At 54.5% G+C, this 20,175-nt stretch carries 9 protein-coding genes, 1 tRNA gene and 1 pseudogene; 1 reads left to right on the top strand and 10 read right to left on the bottom strand.

The window, feature by feature from the left end; translation table 11 throughout:
* Window positions 1-461 precede the first annotated feature (461 nt).
* The 8 genes and pseudogenes from tamL to M3089_RS04185 all read right to left on the bottom strand — a co-directional run bounded on the left by tamL (window position 462) and on the right by M3089_RS04185 (window position 17,381).
* The gene (gene tamL / locus M3089_RS04220) at window positions 462-2,783 is read right to left on the bottom strand and encodes a translocation and assembly module lipoprotein TamL (RefSeq protein ID WP_249081906.1); all 2,322 of its coding nucleotides are present in this window, start codon (window positions 2,781-2,783) and stop codon (window positions 462-464) included.
* On the bottom strand, window positions 2,767-7,404 hold the full coding sequence (locus tag M3089_RS04215) for a translocation/assembly module TamB domain-containing protein (protein WP_249081904.1): 4,638 nt from the start codon (window positions 7,402-7,404) through the stop codon (window positions 2,767-2,769). Before M3089_RS04215 ends, tamL begins: the two co-directional genes overlap by 17 nt.
* 601 nt (window positions 7,405-8,005) lie before the next feature.
* Window positions 8,006-8,936, bottom strand: a pseudogene (locus tag M3089_RS04210) (acyltransferase family protein).
* Window positions 8,937-10,367: 1,431 nt separating this feature from the next.
* Window positions 10,368-11,051 (bottom strand): RluA family pseudouridine synthase, encoded by a 684-nt coding sequence (locus M3089_RS04205; RefSeq protein ID WP_249081902.1) that lies wholly within the window; start codon window positions 11,049-11,051, stop codon window positions 10,368-10,370.
* Between the two features lie 448 nt (window positions 11,052-11,499).
* Window positions 11,500-12,996 (bottom strand): DUF7017 domain-containing protein, encoded by a 1,497-nt coding sequence (locus M3089_RS04200; protein WP_249081901.1) that lies wholly within the window; start codon window positions 12,994-12,996, stop codon window positions 11,500-11,502.
* A gap of 2 nt (window positions 12,997-12,998) precedes the next feature.
* The gene (locus M3089_RS04195; RefSeq protein ID WP_249081900.1) at window positions 12,999-15,056 is read right to left on the bottom strand and encodes an ATP-dependent DNA helicase; all 2,058 of its coding nucleotides are present in this window, start codon (window positions 15,054-15,056) and stop codon (window positions 12,999-13,001) included.
* A gap of 919 nt (window positions 15,057-15,975) precedes the next feature.
* Entirely contained in the window at window positions 15,976-16,722 is a 747-nt protein-coding gene (fabG, locus tag M3089_RS04190) for a 3-oxoacyl-[acyl-carrier-protein] reductase (protein WP_205108441.1), read from the bottom strand.
* A 65-nt stretch (window positions 16,723-16,787) separates the two neighbouring features.
* Window positions 16,788-17,381, bottom strand: coding sequence for a TetR/AcrR family transcriptional regulator (locus tag M3089_RS04185; protein WP_205108439.1), 594 nt, complete (start codon window positions 17,379-17,381; stop codon window positions 16,788-16,790).
* Between the two features lie 327 nt (window positions 17,382-17,708).
* Here M3089_RS04185 and M3089_RS04180 point away from each other — a divergent pair.
* Window positions 17,709-17,781, top strand: a tRNA-Met gene (locus M3089_RS04180).
* Between the two features lie 157 nt (window positions 17,782-17,938).
* On the opposite strand, the gene M3089_RS04175 is transcribed toward M3089_RS04180, so the two are convergent.
* Complete coding sequence (locus M3089_RS04175; RefSeq protein ID WP_249081899.1) at window positions 17,939-18,559, bottom strand: GDSL-type esterase/lipase family protein; 621 nt, start codon at window positions 18,557-18,559, stop codon at window positions 17,939-17,941.
* 275 nt (window positions 18,560-18,834) lie between these two features.
* Window positions 18,835-19,260, bottom strand: coding sequence for a lytic transglycosylase domain-containing protein (locus M3089_RS04170; RefSeq protein ID WP_205108437.1), 426 nt, complete (start codon window positions 19,258-19,260; stop codon window positions 18,835-18,837).
* Window positions 19,261-20,175 lie beyond the last annotated feature (915 nt).

Below are 20,175 nucleotides of genomic sequence, written 5' to 3'. Positions count from 1 at the left end.
GCCCCGCGCCCACGGCCCCACCCGCCCCGTTGCCGTGGCCCGCAGGTGTGAATATTGTTTACAACATGCCCCGTGAGAATGAAGCGGACGCCGGCTTCCGCCATCTCGGCGGCAAATACGCCGCTCTCGGAACACGTAGCTCAACGTCCTCTGCCTAAGGGCGTTGCGACGGCAGCAGCGGCACTTGCCGCGCCCGAAGACGTCACCGGGGAGGGCCAAACGGGCCGTATGGCCGGCCGGAAATGATAAAACCCGTATGCCAAACGACCCGCATTGCTGTGCAAAACGGCATGTAATGCACAGCAAGACGGGTCGTTTGGCTTTTCAATCCTTGCCGTTTTGCCCTGCCCGACGGCCTCAGGCGGCTTCCAACGGGGCCCAAGCGCCGCCACGGCAGCTGTTTGAGCCGGTAGGCTGGTGGCTTTTTCCGGCAAATAATGCTGACAAAGCGGGCTTGCTGCTCAGAACGGATAGCCTATGGCAAAGTGCACCCCGAGCCCGTCGGAAAACTTCGGAATGTTGTAATAGCCGCTCTTGCCGGTGTCGTAAGGCACGTGGAGGGCTATGCCAAGGTCGAGCCGCAGCACGAAGAAATCGAGGTCGTAGCGCACGCCGAGGCCCGTGCCGGTGGCCAGCTGGCGCCAGAAGGTGTCGAAGCGGAACTCGGCGTCGGGGCGGTTTTCGTCTTTCTTCATCAGCCAGATGTTGCCAGCGTCGAAAAACAGAGCCCCATACAGGCTCCCGAAGATGTTGAAACGGTACTCAAGGTTCATCTCGAGCTTTATGTCGCCGGTCTGGTCGAGGTATGAATACGTGGACGAAGGGGCAACATATTTGCCCGGCCCGATGCTGCGTATGGTGAACGCCCTGATGCTGTTGGCGCCTCCCACGTAGAACTGTTCGCTGTAAGGGCCGCGCACGGAATTGCCGTAAGCATAGAGCACGCCGGCGGCCACGTGGCCCACGAGCTGCGACTTGTATCCCAGCGACCACGTCTTGCGCAGCGAGGTGCTGACCTTGACAAACTGTGCAAACGGATTTCCGAACAGGTCTTTCTCCTTGTCGTTAAACTTCTTGCCGGCAGCCATGTAGCCCAGCGAGAGCAGGTTGCCCGACTCGGTGAGGCTAAGCTCCCATGCCACGGGGTTGCGGTATGACGCAGGGCTGGTGTAAGTGTACGTGTACTTTATCTTCGGCACAAACTGATTGCGCATCGACACGTATATCGCGGGATTGGCATCCATGATAGAGTCGAACGCCTCGGTGGTGTGGTTCAGCATGGTGTAGTCGAGCAGGAAGGGGCTGAACTCGTGCATCGAGTTGGGCGAAGTCTGGAACTTGTACGTCACTGCCCCTGTGACGGTGAGCATCTTGAAATAGTCGGCGCGGTTGAGCACGTTGCCAGAAAGCGAGAACAGCGTCGAGGGCGTCGACGCAAAGCGGTGGCGCCGGAACAGCTTGAACGGCGTCTCGAGCCTCGGATACTCTATCGACACGTCGGCGCCATACTCGTAGGAGTTGATTTTAGAGCTGTTGCCGTCCACCTTCCTGCCCGTCTGCCACTCGTATGAGCCCTTGAGGTTTACCGTGAGCTTCTCTGCCCCGCGGAAGGCGTTGCGCTTGGTAAGCCCAAGCACGAGGCCCGGGCCTGTCCGGTCGTTGCTCTTCAGCGAGTAGTTGGCCTCTATCGAGCCGTCGTATGGCTTGTCGAGCACGCAGTTGAGCGTCATGTCGAGCGTGTCGCAGTTGGCTGTAGTGTCGCGTGGTGCAAACGAGAAGTCGGCCAGGCTGAACATGCCGAGGCTGTTGACGTTGTTGGCCGACTCCATGTAGGCATCCTGGCTGAACAGCTGCCGCGGCCTCAGCTTTACGTCGCGCAGCACAGCCCCCGGGCGTATGGGTATTTTCTTGCCCACACTGCGGCCGGCAAAATAGATGGACAGGTAGCGGTGAACGAACGAGTCGGTGAGCTGCTCACCCATGTCGCGCCTGAGGTTGACGCGCAGACGGCCCAGGTACCACTTGCGCTTGGCCAGCTCGGGCATGCCCCCCGCCGGCTGCACATGCACCTCTACCTTGCCGGGATTGGACACCGAGTCGGCCACGAACACGGCGTGGCCCGCGCTGTAAAAATAATAGCCGTTGTTGCGGAACAGCGTGGCCAGCCTGCTGCGCTCGGCATCGAGGGCCGCCGTGGCGAACGGCTTGCCGGGCTTCAGGCCGCTCTGCGCGGCCGTGGCGTGTATCAGGCTGTCGGCCGCCGGCTCGTAGCCCACATACTTCACGGTGTCGATGGTGTACAGCTTGCCCGGGGTGACAATGTAGCTGAGCTTGGCTTTCTTTGGGTTCTTTTGTGGAATGATGCCGTAGGCCACCTGCGCGTCAAAGTAACCGTTGGCCCTGAGCAGGTTCTTGGCCACGAGGGCGCGCGTCTCGGGGGCCACATAGCTGAGCAACACGGGCGCCGAGCCAAACTTGTCGCGCATCCAGCGCCCGAACTTCGAGTCGGCGTTGGCATACTTGTTGAACACGGCAAGCTTTATCTGTAGCGGCGACCGGTAGTAAGGACTGCCCAGCAAGGAGCCGTTGGGCTTGCATGCCAGGGCCGCCTCGACCTCGTCTTTCACGTTGTCAAAGTTGGCATCAGAGTCTGCCACGACGTATTGCGTCTTCTTCATGCCCGTATACAGCATATCGTCGTCGGGCAGGTTGCTGGTCGTGGAGCACGAGGCAAGCGCCCAAAGTGCCACAGCCGACAGCAGTATGTCAATAGTCTTTCTCATTGCTTTTAATCGAATCTTGTTCCGCCCTCTCGCGTTGCTTTCGCTTCTTGCTGCGCAAGTCGAACAGCTCGCTTAGGCTTGCCATCTTCTTTCTCCATACGAAACCGGCGCCATACTCCGTGATCTCGCCTTCAAGCAGGTCGTTGGCGTTCTTGTTATAGAACAGCCTTACATAGCGCTGGGCCGTCTGGTCGAGCCTGTACTCGAGCGACACGTTGTCGATGAACGCCTCGTTCTGGGTGCCTGACGCCGCATTGTCGGAGCCCGACGACACCTTGCCGCCAATGATGAAGCTGAAACGGTTGTTCCAGAAGCGCTTTGCAAACTTGAAAGAGTAGTCGGTGCGGGTGTTGCCCGAGGCGTCGGAGCTCTGGTCCATGCCCACGCTCATGTCGATAGACTGCATGGCGCTGTTGGTGATGCTGTTTATCTCGCTCTGCAAAAACGAGTTGAGCGCATTGTTCATCGAGAAGCCCCCGGTGTTGCCATCGGCCAGGTACATGCCCGTGGTGAGCATCGTTACGGCAATCTTCCCCCTCTGCTCCACGCTCATGGCCGCCAGTTCGTTTTTCAATGTCATGTCTTCGGGGGCGTCGAGGGTAAACTCCAGGCCCATGTCCTGCAGCGTCTTGGTCACCTTAACGCCGCAGTCGAACAGCACAGTGCGGCTGCTGCCCGACTCCGACGGCACGTTTGCCTTCACCTGCTCGGTGGCGGCAATGTTCAGTCGCGGGTTCATCACATTGCCGTTGAACTCGATGTAGCTGCCCTGCTGTATATGGAAGGTCTTTAGCGGGATTATCGGCAGGGCGTACTTCATCTCTCCCTCGTTGAGCGTGTAGCGCCCGTAGAGCTGGAAGTTGTCTATGTCGTTGTAAACGAGGCGCAGCTCGCCGCCTCCCTCGAGGTTGACGTAGTTAGACTGGTCGGCGTTGAGCGCACACATGATGCGCGCTCCCTGCTCTATGTTGAGCATCAGCTCCATGTCGAGCCCGCCCATTTGCGGGGCGCTGCTCTTCACAACCTTGGTCGTGTCGCGGAAGTCGGTAAACGTCACAAGCTCGCTCAAGCGGTCGTCGGAGCTTAGGGGCGAGTCTTTCAGCACATACGTCAGGTCGGTCGTCCCGAGCACGTCGAGCTGCCCCCTCATGCTCAACCTGTCGAGAGCCCCGTTCATGCGGCCGTTGAAATTGACAAAGGCCTTGCCGTAAGCCACCGAGCTCGGGCGCTTCCTGGCGTTGATAAGCTGGTAGTTGCGAGCCCTCATCTGCATGTCGAGCGTCATCCGTGAGGGGTCGGAGAAGTCGACGTTGCCGTAGATGTTGAGCGGGTTGTTGTTGTGTGAGTACAGCGTGAAGTTCTCGAAAAGCAGGTTGCTGCCCACGATGCGCACCGGATCGTTGTCCATGCGCAGCTTAAGGCCGTAGGGAACGCTCGTGATGTACGACGAGTCGAGGTATATCTCGCCGTCTATCTGCGGCTTGTCAAGCCCCCCGTTTACCGTCAGCTCGCCGTCGGCATATCCCGACAAGGCTATTATCTGGTCGGGTATGAAGCCGTTGGCCAGCGCCAGCGGCAGGCGCTTCATGTTGAATGTGGCCTCGATGCGGCCCCCGTCGGCATCGGTGTACTTGCCCCGCAGCAGGCCCACCTCGGCGTCGTTGTGGCTCAGGCGTGCGCCAACGAAGTGCGACCCGGAGTCGCGCATGAGATAGGCAAACTCACTTCCCACGTTGCCTATGTAGCTATGCTCATACGAAAAGTCGTTTACGGTAAGGTCGGACATTACCGTCAGCTTCTCTTCCTTGTCTTGTATGATGTGGAAATCGCCGAAGAGCAGCCCCCCTATGCTCGGTGCGAACGGCAAGACCGCCGTAATCTTGCCTAAGTCGAACTTGTTGAGACTGACCGTCAAGTCTTGAAGCACATCGGGATTGCTGTCTTCCGTGTAAATCTTCACGCCCGTATAGTCGTCGGCAATGAGGTCGACGCGCGCATGCACCCTCCTGTCGCGGCCCAGGAATATGTAATTGTCGGTGTTCAGGGTGAACTCCTTGTATCCCAGCACTGGCTTGTCGGGCGTGAGGCGCACATTGATTCCGCTGTCACACATCTCGGCCCTTGCCCCGAGATACGCCCCCAGGCTGTCGGCAGCGTCGTAGAACTTGACGTCGAGCCCGGCCTCGGTCTCGAAGTAATAGCCGTTTAGAAGAGTGGTGAAAGCCAGCTGCGGGTTGTCCTTGCGGTTGTGTACGCGCCCCACGAAGCGCAGCCGCGAGGCCGAGTCTTGCGCCACGTAGAACCTCACGGTGTCTATCATGGTGCTGTCGGCCACGAGCGAATAGAGGTGCATGTTGCCGTTGAGGCCCCGCTCGGGCGACGAGTTGAGGCCTAGGAAGAGGTCGTCGAACACCACGCCCTTGGTCTTGAGGAAGTTGGCAAACGGGTTGCCGTCGCGGCTGGCCAGCCTCAGCTGCAGGTAAGGCAGCAGTTGCGTGAGCCTGTCTTGGTCTATCACCTTGTCCTTGCGCTGCCGCTCGGCCTCGGCCATGATGCGCTCCACGTGCTTCATGATGGCCTCATAGCCGCCTCGCGCCGCCAGCCTCAGGTCGAGGCTGCCGCTGCTTACCATGGCCCACGTGGTGTCGGGGCTTGTAGACAGGTCGACATTGATGTCTGTGGGGTGGAACTTCATCTTGCCGCTCTCTATCCTTATGTCGGCCACAGAGCCCTTGAGCATGTGCGTCTGGCGCAGGTTCGACGCGAAATCGAGGTGTGCGCAGATGCCGGTGGAAAGGGGTTGCCCTGTCAGGTGCATGCGGTAGAGGTCGGCATTGCGCAGGTCGGCCACGAGCGTAGTCTGCACCTTGCGGCGGTTGAGCAGCGCGTAAACATCGACGCTGCCGTCGAACAGGGCATTGGTGCCGGCCACGCTGACGTGCCCCTTGCCGCCGCTGAGCGTGGCACCGGCCTCAAGCCGCCCCACCCCGAGCGACCCGTATGCCAGCGTATCTACAGCCAGCTTGGCGCGCAACCGGCTCGACGGCGACAGGAAGTCGAGCCCCCGGCCGGCAGCCTCGGCCCTGCACGATACGGTGAAAGCAGAGTCTTGCGGCAGGAAATGGCTCACATTGAGACCGTTAACGGCCAGACGGGCCTCATAGGCGGTGGTGGCGGCATTGAAACGGCCGTCGACCGTCAGCTGCCCGACGCCCTCGCGCGCCGACAACCTTGCCGAATAAGCGTTGCCGTCTACGGTGGCACGCCCATCAAGAGCTATGCCACGGGGTATGCGGAAGGCCGGTTGGGGCCCGGCCAAAGCTGTGACGAAGGCCAGGTTTTCCGTACGCCCGGTGAGCCTGACGTCGGCACGCAAGCGGTCGGCGGAGGTCACATTGTGGGCCTTGCCCGACGCCGACAGCCTGAAGGCAGTGGGCAGACTGACATCTATGCCGGCAATGTCAAGGTCGCGCACGGTGCCGCTCACTGTGGCACGCACCGTAAGCGGCCTGTCGGGGTATGCCCTGACAAACTGCCCCGGCAGCCCCCCGGCAAAGCGCATGATGTCTTGCTTGCCCACCGAGGCCAGCAAGCGCAGGTCTATCTTGCCCGGGTTGCGCTCATCCATGGCGCTGAAGTCCACCGACGCCTCGGCCCTGAGGTCGGAGTCGGGCGTGCGCAAAGATAGCGAAGGCAGGCTCAGGCGCACGGAGTCCATGAGCACCCGGCCCTTCAGGTCGGAAAGCCTTATGCCGCTCTTCTCGTCCATGCGGCAATAACGCAGGTTGAGCCGTGTCTGCGGCGACTCGTAGAACACAGAGTCAATGCCTATGGCTATGCCGCTCAGGGCTATGTGGTTGGGGTCGAGGCCGTCGGCACGCGGGGCGAAGTTGTTGTCGAACGCCACCGTGCCGCCTGCCCACTCTATCGTGCCCACGGTATAGCGGCCACGCTCAAGGTCTATTACGGCGGCGGCGGCGGTGAGCCTTTCGGTGCGCGCCCTTACGCTGATGGTGTCTCCCGGCGTGTGTATTGCCACGGCGGTGCGCTCTATGGCCAGCCGGTCTACGTTAATGCGCCATGGCGTGGGGGCCGACGCGGTGTCGGGGGGAACCACCGTGTCGCACAGCTCCACCACCACATCGGCATCGGCGAGCCTGGCATCGTTGACCTCGGCCGTTCCCGATCGGAGGTCGATGCCGCGGCTGTGAAGGCTAAGCCGCCCTATGCGGCCGCGCACGCGGGTGGTGGCGATGAAACCGGCGGTGTTGACATGGGCGTCGGTGAGCTCGAGGGCGTCGACCGTCAGCCTGCTGCGAAGCAACTGGCCAAGGCCTACGTCGACCACCAGGCGGCCCACGTCGGCAATTGTGTCGCGCACCTGCGGCAACGAGTCGTTGCGCTGGGTCATCCTGAATCCATCGACACCAATGTCGAGCGGAAACACCAGCGACACGCGGCGCACGCTGATGTCCATGCCCGTGGCTTCCGATGCCGACGACACTACGGTCTGCACGGCCCAGTTCTGAACCGGCGGTATGTAAAGCAAAACCGCCAGAACAATGAAAAGAACCACGGGAAACAGCAGGATGCCCAATATCCAGTACAATAACCTTTTCATTTGCTTATTCACACTTATAAGGTGTTACGTGCTTTCAAAGCGCCGGTCACAGCAAACCGGACGAAATGACAAGATGCCTGATTCCGATTGTATGGTGCCGCCGTTTGTATTTACAAAGGTAAGGAAAAATATCGAAAGCAAACACTTTCACATCAAAAAAAGAGCGTGGAGGAGCAGTCCGTCCCTTGCAATGAAATGCTTTGCAAGCCTGACAAAGCGGCCGCCGCTGTCATTACAGCCCCAAAAGGCATTGTAATGTTGCAAAGCATAAGTAGCTGTTCAAAATTAACCGATACAATAGACCTTGCAGGTGTCCTCTATATCTTTGCCACCATCTTGTGTGCTCTTTCGGGCCGCATGCCAAAGTCTCATCGGTCGCGTAGCCCGCTACGCTCTCTCTTCGGACTTTGGCATGCATCTCCGAAATAGCGCACAATTTGATGGCAATTAATTTTGAACACCTACTTATAGACCAATCTCTTCGATAGAACATGCCATGGGTTACGTTGAGACAACGCGACTGAAGAAGCGAGCTGATGAAAACAGCATGCCATTAAATGATAACAAAACAAACAGACGGTCGCCTGACGTGCCATTGGAGTTATCTAAGAATTCTTTTACGCCCCAAAAGGAATGACAAACGTGTACGGTCCATGAGCTTTGCCATGCACAGGCTACCGGCGATGCACATTACGATGGTAAAGAAAGCATGCAACAGTCCTGTTGGCTCAAACCGGAAGAAGGGAAGCAAAAACTTGGACAGCATGGTGAATATCGGATGGAAAACGTAAATTGGGAAAGTGTTCCTGCCTATATATTCGGCCACGGTCTTGGCGCGACCTTTGAAGAAAGTGAATAGAAACGAGGAGAAACACAAGAAGCAAACCGCACAGATAAGGATGGATATTGAGCCCCAATCGTGGAAGGCCGGATTGGATATAAGCAGGCCGAATGGCAAAGCAGCCCAACAGGCTTTTTACATACACACGGGAGAAGTCGCCAACGTATAGCCTTATCCCCACGCCAACGAAATAATACACAGCAGCTTTGATGTTGAGTATCGGCGTCAAAAGCGCAACGGCGATGAGCACAGCCGCAAACAGTGAATATTTTGCAGCGGTGCTGAGACTGCGAAAGGTTTGAAACACGGTATAATAAATCGTTCCACATACTATCATCGTGTGGAAAAACCAATACGGGCCTATGGACTTTACGCAAAGCACATTGACTATGGTTGGCCAGTCGAGCGTTTCTATTCCATCGCGTACCGGCAGGTACAACGACAAGACGGCGTAGCCCATCACAAATATTATATATGGCAGAAATATCTGCAGTAGATAACGAAGGAAATCCTTGATCGACTTATCTATGTTCACCAAATAACCTGTGATGAATAGGAACGTTGGCATCATAAACGCCAATATCGAACTCTTAGCCAATGGGTACAGGTTGCCAAAGTTTACAATATGGACGAGAATGACCAAGACTATCAGAACTGCTCTGGAAAAGTCGAGTTCGTTGTTGTGCTTCATACAGAATATTTAAAATCCATCCACGAAGATTATTGCACAAAGTTATGCATATTTCATCGACGGACAAAATATGTTAATAGACAAATGCACCAAACATTTAAAGAAACAAAACACCAATTACAAGGAGAACAAATTGTAGACGAAACCGAGCACTTCGTTGTATCATATTACGTGAGTTTGATTTAATGAATTAAATGTTCGCATGAAAATTAGCGGCATTGCTATAATGGCAGCTCATTAATAGTGGCAAATCAAAACATTTATGCGACAACAGCTATATTCTCAGATGAATATGCCTGCAAGCATACGGCGCATTTATTCTACAGGCATACGTTGGATAACCGTTTCGTGGAACAGGAGAAGGAGTTACTTTTGGCGTTGGGCCTCGTCATCAAGGAGGTTTTGCCGACACCTTTACCGGCATGAGTTTCGAGGATTCCACGCAGCCGGGCGCATGGCGGAACCTGCACATATAGATTGACAGACCTTTGAGGGAAGAACGCCATCGTTAGCGTAGTATACAAAATCTCGCTTAAGAAGCGGGCCTTGAGGGAAACGGCCGACGACGAGTTGAGGTATATTTCACGGGCAGAACTCAACCGGCGGCAATCCTTAAACAAATTCATTGACAGTTTGCCCTATGCCATCGCCGGGTGCGATTATTTGGAAAGCAACCCGCCGTTGACCTGTGTTTTGTAAAAGACGGGCAACTTACTCGATTTTGAATTAATGAACATCAGCAAACAGACCATACCAGACAAGCCGGTTGGAAGGCGCACACCGTAGTCAGCATTTTTCCGTAAAAGCCACCCGCAACGCCCTTTTCAGCTAACCCCCTGCCACTCAATGAGTTGCAAGACGTGCCGTTTTGCATTTCAATTCGTGCCGTTTGACGGGCTGAAACAGGCCATGTCACGGCGCAAAACATGCCGTTTCGTGACGCGGCATGGCGCATACTGATAACCTACAATAAAAGCAGAGGTCTGCGGCTGCATATTTGCGGGTATGGGCTAATTGCGGATAAGTAGGTGTTCAAAATTAATTGCCATCCAATTGTGCGCTATTTCGGAGATGCATGACAAAGTCCGAAGAGAGAGCGTAGCGGGCTACGCGACCGATGAGACTTTGGTATGAGGCCCGAAAGGGCACACAAGATGGTGGCAAAGATATAGAGGACAACTGCAAGGTCTATTGTATCGGTTAATTTTGAACACCTACTTATTCATATTGAATCATATCAAACTCACGCCAACATTAAAGGTTACGACAACAAGCTCCATGGCTTACACACCGTAAGCCTTGGGCAGAAAAACGCTGCGTAACGCAAAAACGGCGATGTGAAAAGGCATGGACAACACGGCTTTAACCACTGCATGCCGACCGCCGGATGTTTGTTTTCATTACCGACTGAGGTTATGCCCCGAGCAAGAACTACCCCTCGACGGCCCCCGCGGCAAGCTCGCGCCAAAGCCTGTCGGCAGGCAACGGGGCCTCGACCACTATGCGCTCACGGCTAACCGGGTGCACAAACTCTACCCGGCGGGCCAGGAGCGAGATGCTGCCGTCGGGGTTGCTGCGCTGAGCCCCATACTTAAGGTCGCCCTTTATGGGGCAGCCCATGGCCGCGAGCTGGCAGCGTATCTGGTGGTGGCGGCCTGTCAGGAGAGTCACTTCGAGCAACGAGTAGTTGTCGCCCCGCCCTATGGTCTTGTAGCGCAGCACGGCCTGCTTGGCCCCAGCCACCTCGCGGTCGTGGGCATAGCTCTTGTTCTGGCGCTCATTGCGCACAAGCCAGTGGGTGAGCGTGGCCTCGGCCTGGCGCGGCGCCTGCCTCACGATGGCCCAATACGTCTTGTGGACGTCGCCGTCGCGGAACATGCCGTTGAGCCGCGACAGGGCCTTCGACGTGCGTGCAAACACCACCACGCCCCCCACGGGCCTGTCGAGCCTGTGGACCACGCCGAGGAACACCTGCCCAGGCTTGGCGTATTTTTCCTTGATGTAGGCCTTGACGTCGTCGGCCAGCGTGCGGTCGCCTGTCTTGTCGCCCTGGACTATCTCGCCCGGAGCCTTGTTTACTATGATGATATGATTGTCTTCGTAAAGTACTTGCATTTTATCTTTGTCTTGAAATGTTTATGCCGGCATCCGGCCAGCCGTGCCGACAGCCCGCGGCAATGGCGCCTACATCAAGCTGCGGCATGGGCCTGAGGGCACACACAAGCCACCGTAGGGCGACAAGCCTGCACCGCACGGCTCGTTTTCCATGCAAAATTACTCTTTTTTCGCGAGAATATCATTGCATCGGCCCATTATTTGGGCCACCGAAGCAAGCCGGGCCCGAACCACCCCGACATGGTGGTAGCGCCGCAAGCAGTATGTAGCCTTGTCAACGCCACGTTTTCCAAACACTTCCGTCCGGCTGACGGCAGCCGGGCCGACTGCCGATGCTACGGCATCACGACAACACGTGAACGCCACCGGCAAGGCTGCGCGCCACCACCAACACAGGCAACAGACAGCAGAAACCGGCCGAAGCAGGCTTGGCACAATGCACCGACGCCTATTGGCTCTTGCATTTTAGCGACGCACACCGCCAAGACCACTCGTCGCGCTTTTTGTTATAATCATACACGGCTATGGCCGTTGCAGCCTCGTTGCCAGCCAGACAGTGCTTCCGGACGGTCGCCGGGGTGATGAAACACCTCACCCCCTGCCCTTCGATAAAGGCAAAGGGCTTGTCGGCTGGCTTGCGTATGTTGCCACTGACCAGCTTGATATATCCGTTGCCACCAAACCCGGCCGCGTCCAACAGCCTCGAACCGACAACGCATGTCTTGCCGTCGGGCCCGGCCACCCAGTTGAGTGTGAGCAGAGTTCCTTCGGCAACCCGGGCTTTCAAGTCGCGCAACGTCACCACCATGCGTTTCTTCTCGCCATATACAATGGCTGCGCGGCGGGCTGCGATGTCGACATGAGTAACGACAGCCACACTCTCGTTTGTACCATAAGACAGCATGGCGTCTGTCATACGCTTGTAGTCCAGCCCGTTGCTGCTGTCGGCAACGGCGGTTTGCATCCACGGCGCCCTAAGCCAGTCTTGCACTTCGTAGGGCAGCCGCCACCCCTGCCGGGTGTAACATCCTGCAGTTTTCTCTATGTGAAACTTTGCCCGCCCGTAGTCGTTGAGCGACAGATATGCCGACGCCAGCCGAACCCTGACCTTGCCAAGAAACGACTCCTGGGCCTTGCAGTGAACAGCACGCAACAGGCAGGCCATGCTTTTTTCCGTGTCGTCGCAATACACCTCGGCCAACAACTGCCATATCCAAAACTCCGACTGCTTCTTTCTGGCAAAAGGCATCACCACAGTCAGCGCGTCATCCCTTGCCGCCCCGGTGGCAAGCATGAGCTTGCCGCAGAAGTAGCCGGGGTACATCATGTCGGGAAAGTCTTCGGTCAGCTTCTCTATCTTAGGCAGGAAGGCGCTTATGCGGCCAACGTCTCCCTTGCGCAGCAACGCCTTGGCATATCCTATGTAGGCCTGTTCGGCCAACGACATGGCTTTCTTTCCGTTTTCCAATCTATACTGCTCGAAGTCGTCGGGCTGCAGGTTGTCAAGGTTCCACCACTCAATGAAATCGGCCAGGCGCTCCCATTGGCCAAGGCGCAAGCACGACTTCAGCAGGCAGGAATATCCTTTCGACGGAGCAAAGGTGTACTTGCCGACAAGGCCAAACAGGCTGTCCATCTCATGCAATGAGCCCGGGGCCACGGTCTTGGCAAACTCTGCCATTTTCCACAACACGTTGCTGAACATCATAGCGTCGCCCGATGTGGTCAGCAAATCCAGGCCCGCAAGCTCTTCGGCGTGTGCCAAGAATCCGCCGCGGTCGTTGTTCTCCAAGTCCGTTTTGAGCAAGTAATACAATGCCCACCCCATCTCACGCTGTGCCCAAACGTCTTGCGGCGCCTCGCCAAGGTCTGCCTTAGCCTGTTGGTAGGCCTTGGCCACGTCGCCCGCCTTGCACATTGCCGTTATGTCTTTAACTGTTGCCATGGCTATTCAAAATGAAGTTTTATTTCCTCTATCAATGCGGCAAGCTCACTGTCGGCCGCCCCCATGAGCGACATGGGCATGGCATAAGTCACAAATCCGGAGCCGTTGACATAAATCTTGATGTAAGAGTGGCTGCACGACGTGCGAAAGTAAAATGCCACGCTGTAGTCTTCGCTGTGCTCAACGACGTTGGTCATGGCTACGCCCAGCCCGTCGCAGGCTGAGCGCACAAGGCTGTAGAGTTGCTCATGCGTATCGTCTGAGGGCTCATAGCCGAAATATAGCGGCATGGCATTCTCGTCGTCAAGCAGCATGCCCACCATCACACTGTGGGCAGTGGCACTTTGCGGCACCGCCTTGAGGAAGATGCCGCCCTTCTTGTACCTTATGTCATAACGCTCAATGCCGTCGGGCGTGGTTATGTAATAAATCTCTTGGTATGGCCGGCTTTCAACCCTGTCTATACTGTATGGCGTCAATTTCAGGTTGGCGTCTATGCACATCCATTTAGCATGCAGGTATACCGGGGCATTGGCATCGTGGAACGGTGAACGGTCGACACTGCCGAAGACCCTGCATTCCTCGCTTATCTTGGAGCACTGCCGTATCGGCTCGATGCGGAACCTTGCAAAAGGGGTGATGTGGGGCAGGTTGACAAACCCAAGGTAACGGCGTGCCCGTGTGGTCGCAGTGTACGCCCAACGCAGGCATTCGTCGCTCAGCCCGGTGCGCCCGCTGTAATCAACAAAAGCGCATGCCCATTCTCCGCCCTGGCATTTGTGGCCTGTCACGGCATAGCCATACTTAGCCTGAAGGCAGTTGAAATAGGGGTCTTGCCTCAAGGCGTCTGCAAACCCGGGCGTTCCGGGGCGGAGATTTGGATTGCGCATGCGGAAGTTGATGAACAACGCCCTTTGTTCGTCTATACCCAAAGACGGCCTGCCGTCATTGAGCAAGTCAAGAAGCAACATGCAGCCTTGCGTGCCGTCATGCGGGTTGGGCACCTGTATGTAGGCAAACTCCATCTCTATCACCTTGCGAACCTTGACGCCGCCCTCCTGGACGTAGACAGGTGCTGACTGCCTTACGGTCTCGCCGACGTGCCGCACGGTGACGAACTCGCCGTTCATGCGCTCGAGCAGGTAATTGTTTTGGACTATCATAAGCACATCGCCGGCTCTCAAAGCTGGTTGGTCCTCACCGTACAGCCGCCTGCGCACCTCCTTGTTGTACTCGCAAGCCGACCTGTTTGAATAACATATTATCACACTGTCGTTTCCGGGCGCCCCACTCCTTGCCTCCATATACCTGTCTATCAGCCGGCCGGACGGCAACGACTCTACTTCGCCCTGCCGCTCCTCGAAGACCATCCGGTTGCGCTTTTCTTGCTTCAGCAGGTCTCTTATCTGCATGGCGTTATTCAATATCACGCTCCCGCCCGTCTGTCTCAGCACCTCGGTAAGTTCGGCCGTCATCACCTTCAGGCCCTTGCCGGCAAAAAAGTCGGCTGAAAGTGCATTCGAAACGGTTTCGCCCACCGGCGGCAACTGCATTGGGTCGCCAACAAATATGACCTTGCCACCCGACGCGGGGCGCACGTAGGTCAGCAGGTCGTCCATCAGGTTGTCTGTGCCAAACACAAACAGCTCCTGCTCCTTTTTTCGCGAACACAACATGGAGGCCTCGTCGACAATTGCCACTACCATCTCGCTTGTATTGCTTATCGGAAAACACAGCCGGTATTTGGCATTGGCCATATCCTCTGCCTCTGTGGTTTGCAGTGCCGCCCCGCTATATATTGCCTTGTGTATTGTGGTTGCAGCATAGCCTGTCTTCTCGCTGAGCACACGTGCGGCCCTGCCGGTGGGAGCCATCAACGCCACGGTACGGAACCGTGAAACATGGTCGGCAATATGCTTGACCATAGTGGTTTTGCCTGTGCCGGCATAACCACATAGGATGAAGACCGATGCATCGCCCTTCATAAACTCGTCGACTTTGTCGAGCACACGCTGCTGCTGTGCTGTCAATGTCATCTCAACAATGCTACCATTACTCATAACCAAACTCTTTTTCCGGGCATGCATACATTGCCTGTGCATGGCGCCCGACAATCCTTTTGTCAGTACTCACTGTGTCCAACAGCCCGGCTGGCTCTCCGGCCGGCGCCGGAAGAGACGCTTTGCCATGGCGGTTGAACAAATGTTCATATAGAGCATCATATCCTACATTCGCTTTCTTGTCAGTAGGCATCAGTTCATAGATTTAACCTTGGCGAATAAACAACCGTGCATTAAACGCCACATGCTTTCAAAACTTCAAATCGGTTTGCTGCCCTACGGCCATCGCCAATAGCCACAGAGCGCTTGTTGTTGCAAATATAATAATAATAGTTTGTTTTCAGACAAACATCTATAAAAAATTAAAATGAATGCGCGCAAATTGCCAGGCAGTTGTTGAGAGCTTACGGTAGTCGGGCTTCCTTACGGTGGCCCGGAGTTGGCATACAACTGCCTTAGTGGGTATTGCCTGCCGGATGCATTAACGAGCGCTGCGGGCGACAACTCATTATAACTCCCCGATAACGCCTTCTAACCCTTCATGACTACTCGCATTTGGCAGAATGGGGATATTCATTAAACCCAAATCACATGCGCGCGTGCAGCCTCCAGAGCGCCCATGCCCGTACGTTCAGCAGGGTGCAAAGGGCACCGATGCGGCAAGCATGCCTGCACCCGCGTTTGCCGACGCCTCCACGGCACACCTTGCTCTGCAAGGGCGCTGCGGATATTAATATAAAACGACATGCATTGCCATCACCAACGGCAGTTTGCCAACTCAACAAACGAAAGCTGAGGCAACAGCTAAGGGGCGAAAAAAGCAATCCATGACCCACAACCGCCGTGGCAAGCGCTAAGCTGTGCGTAACGACGACCATAAGTCATGGATTGATGTTTACGACTGTCTATGTTCTATTTTTTACATGTTCATTCCACCGTCAACCTGGATTACCTGGCCGGAGATGTAGCTCGACATGTCTGATGCAAGGAAGACTGCGCAGTTGGCAATGTCGTCTACATTGCCGCCACGGCGCAAAGGTATCTTGCTTATCCACTCCTTGCGTATGTCGTCCGGCAAAGCCTGGGTCATGGCCGTGTCGATGAAGCCGGGGGCTATGGCATTGGCACGTATGCCCTTGGGGCCCATTTCCTGGCCTACACTCTTGGCAAGGGCTATGAGGCCTGCCTTGGAAGCGGCGTAGTTGCTCTGGCCTGCGTTGCCATGCACACCCACCACCGATGCCATGTTGATGATTGAGCCCTTGCGCTGGCGCATCATGACGGGCACACAAGCATGGATGAAGTTGAACGCGCTCTTGAGGTTGACCGCGATGACTGCATCCCACTGGGCCTCGGTCATTCTCAGCATGAGCCCGTCTTTGGTTATGCCGGCATTGTTGACAAGGATGTCTATCGAGCCGAACTCCTCCTTGACCTGCTTAACCACCTCTTCGGTCTGTGCAAAGTCGGCAGCATTGCTGGCGTATCCCTTCACTTTCACTCCCTTGGCGGCAATCTCGGCCTCGGTGGCCTTGCCGTTATCATCGATAACGAGGTCTGTGAATGCGATGTTTGCACCTTCTTCAGCGAACTTGAGCGCTATGGCCTTGCCTATGCCGCGCGCAGCTCCGGTAATCAAAGCTGTCTTACCTGATAAAATTCCCATATCTAATGTTGTTTTTAAGTTTGGTTTTGCTGTTTGGCTACTTGCCCGGCAGTGCCGCCGGGGAGTTACTTTATAAGACGCTTGCCCAATGCACCGTAGACCACCTTGGCCACGAGCGGACGGCTCATCTCTTCTGTCATGCCGTGGCCCAGACGCCCATATATATAAGGAACCTCGAGCCCCTTGATGCAATAATGGGTGATGTCGGCCACAAGGTCGATGTTGTCTATGTCGAACTCGCCTTCGGCCTTGCCATCGGCATAGACCTTGCGGAAGAGCTCTATTTCGTCTTCGTCAAACTTCTTGCGCACCTTCTCGACCATCCATATGTTGCGGAAGAACTCGGCCCGGAGATTGCCGTTGCGCACAACGGTTTCTTTGATCATGCTCAGATGGGTGTATATCAGCTCTATGATTTTGTCTTGCGGACTTGTCTTCTTTGCTGCCACCTCGTCGAGTTTGTCCGACAGGCGCTCCAACTCCGACTCAATCACTGCATAATATACATCCTCCTTGCTCTTGAAGTATGTGTAGAGCGTACGACGCCCTTTGCCCGAAGCCACGGCAATATCGTTCATTGTAGTGCCTTCGATGCCCTTCTTTGCGAAAAGCTGGCGGGCAATGTCCACTAATTTCTGCCTCGTCTTCAATATCGACATACACAATTCTCCTTTAATGGGTTAATGCTGATGGTCTTGCACATTGATTTTGACGTGTGCAAAAGTATTAATTATATTTCAATTGAGCAAATAAATGCCAGATAAAAAACAAACATTAGCACATTTGAAAACGACGCTCATTTGTCATCGCCACCAGCCTTGCCTTTTTGCCGACAAACGCCAACAGACTGGTCGAAACGCCAATAATAATGCCCCAAAATGGCCATATCAACCTGTTTTTTGCAAATAAATGCAAAAAGATGGGCGTAATATTTGCACATGAAGAAAAAAAGCAGTACCTTTGCACTCGCAATTAAGAAATAACATCGCGGAGTGGAGCAGTTGGTAGCTCGCCAGGCTCATAACCTGGAGGTCGCATGTTCGAATCCTGCCTCCGCAACACAGTGAAAGCGCAAGACCAATATCTTGCGCTTTATTTTATTTATATGCCCCGTCCGAAATCATGGAATCACTATGCAGACAAACGAAAACGGCTGCACGGAAAAGTCACTCTCCGCACAGCCAAGATTGATGTCATTGGGCAAAATGATTGATGGTCAGCGTGTCAGCTGCATTACGTGGCGGCGCAATTCAAATGCCCACAGCTTATAACCTTGGGCCGACAGATGCAAACCGTCTGTGGTCAACTCACGACGAAGGGTGTTGGTGCCACGCCTTACAAACTTGGAATACAGGTCTACATAGGCAATGCCCTTGCCATTGCAATAGGCGTACAAAAGGCTGTTGACCTCGCCCACGACTCCCGTCTTGCCTTCAAGCAGCTTCCACTTGCCAAACGACTCATTGATAGGCAACAAGCTTTGAACGTAGAGCTTTGTCGATGGCGACTCTCGCCTTATTGCCGCAATGACCTTTTCCACCGCGCTGGCCACTTGTGAAGCTGTCAAGCCATGGCTTATGTCGTTTATCCCGACCATAAGGAATATTGCGCGCGGCCTGCCTGGCAAAATCTGGCGCAACCTATGGTATATGCCTGTTGCATCATCACCGGCAATGCCGCGATTGACAACAACCGGCGAATGGAGCAGCTTTCCCCAATCGCCGCCAAACTCGGTTAGGCTGTTGCCAAGCATCACTATGTCGCAACTGTCTACGGGCGGCATCTTGGCAAACTGTGCCACGCGGTCTGTATAGTGCTTGAAAGGCTTATATGTCACATCCTGCGCCGCAATTGCGCTTGCCGCAAGAGCTACGGCACAGGCACATAAACATCTTGAAATAGTGTTCATCTATAAATCTGTTTTACGTGCAAAGTTACATCTTATGAATGAACGAATGCCGTATTTTACATTTTTTTAGTTCATTGTGACTATCCCATAACATCAATCCATGAGATGGAAGCTGTAAACCAAACATGCCGTTCACACTCTGCAAAAAAATTGCGGCCATAACGCCGCAAGGGCGTCATGGCCGCAACATTGTTTAAAATTAATCACTTCATTGCTTTCATCACTTTGTCAAAGTAACGCTGCGTTCGCTTTACACTGTAATTCATACCTCCATTCCAAGAACGTATGGCCTTCTCGATGTTGTTGCCGGGATTGAAGTATGACTGTATCAACAGGAACATCTCCTTTGATTTAGCAACACTGAATCGATCGCGCAATGTGAAACGCTTCTTGCTCTTTTTACGCTTGAGAATCTGGTTGCACTCTTTCACCAGGATAGGGGTTATCTGCATCGCGCCACACGAACTTCCACTCCTCGCATTAGGGTTTCCACTACTCTCAACTTGAATTATCGCCTCCATCACAGGTTCCCAATTAAAGTCCGAAGCCTGAATGTTATCCTCTGCTGAAGCAACGGAAGGAACAAGGACTAACAAAGCGATAACTACAATCTTTGTTATTCTCTTCATTATCATTTAATTTATGGAGATAGGATTCAAAGGTGCATCCCGCAGCGCGACTGAAAGAGAAAATCAATCTGCGCTTTCTCCAGTTAATACTCTTTAGATGACTATTCCCACTCGGGAACTTACAATGTCATCTGGATTTATTTACGGGTGCAAAATTACAAAAAACAGCTTTAACCACCAAATTTTTTGAAGAAAATTAAGAGATTTAGCACTTCCTACAAACCTGATTATCAATATTTTAGCCCGAATATCAGATAAATGGGTACTGTGTAATACTCTCGATAATGGGAAACAATGCAAACGCAATACTATCATAATTGCTATCGTAAAATCACATAGTATTTCTATAACAGGATTGATGGGAATACATAGTCATGCATTTCAGATTCAGATTAACTGATATACGTAAAATCAAGGCTTCAGATATGGTTTTGCTGATGATGCAACTCACATCAATCGAATATATTATATCAACAAACCAAATATATTGATTATAATCATAATAATTGCAGCTTACTGCGTGTTACATTAATAATAATATGTGGCAACTTTGTCATGCATGTATGCCGCCAACAGCCGGACAACATTGCTAAGCCGTGTTGTCATGGTTTCATTAAAGCGTGACCTCATGTTCGCACATCCGACAGTTAACCCAAACGGAACTGCCAACCATGATTCTAACCTGCAGAAGTGCAGTCGCTCTGATAAAATCCAGGCATCAACAAATTAGCATGCAAACCGAATCCTGTCATTGCTAAGCGGCGGCGGGCTGCAAAACTGCAAAGCGGCAGCATGGTATGTGGGAAAGAGGATTGGGTAGATTGGCCGGCGCAATGGAGCAATCCGGCCCGCGTGGCCGCCCCAGGCAGACCTGGGGGATGGGATGCGCGGCCGGGGCCGCAGGCGGGGATACAG

Origin of the sequence: Marseilla massiliensis (assembly GCF_023336985.1) — a bacterium.
Lineage (GTDB): Bacteria > Bacteroidota > Bacteroidia > Bacteroidales > Bacteroidaceae > Prevotella > Prevotella intestinigallinarum.
The sequence above is the reverse complement of the archived record's forward strand: the minus strand, read 5'-3'. Positions and strand labels throughout refer to the sequence as shown.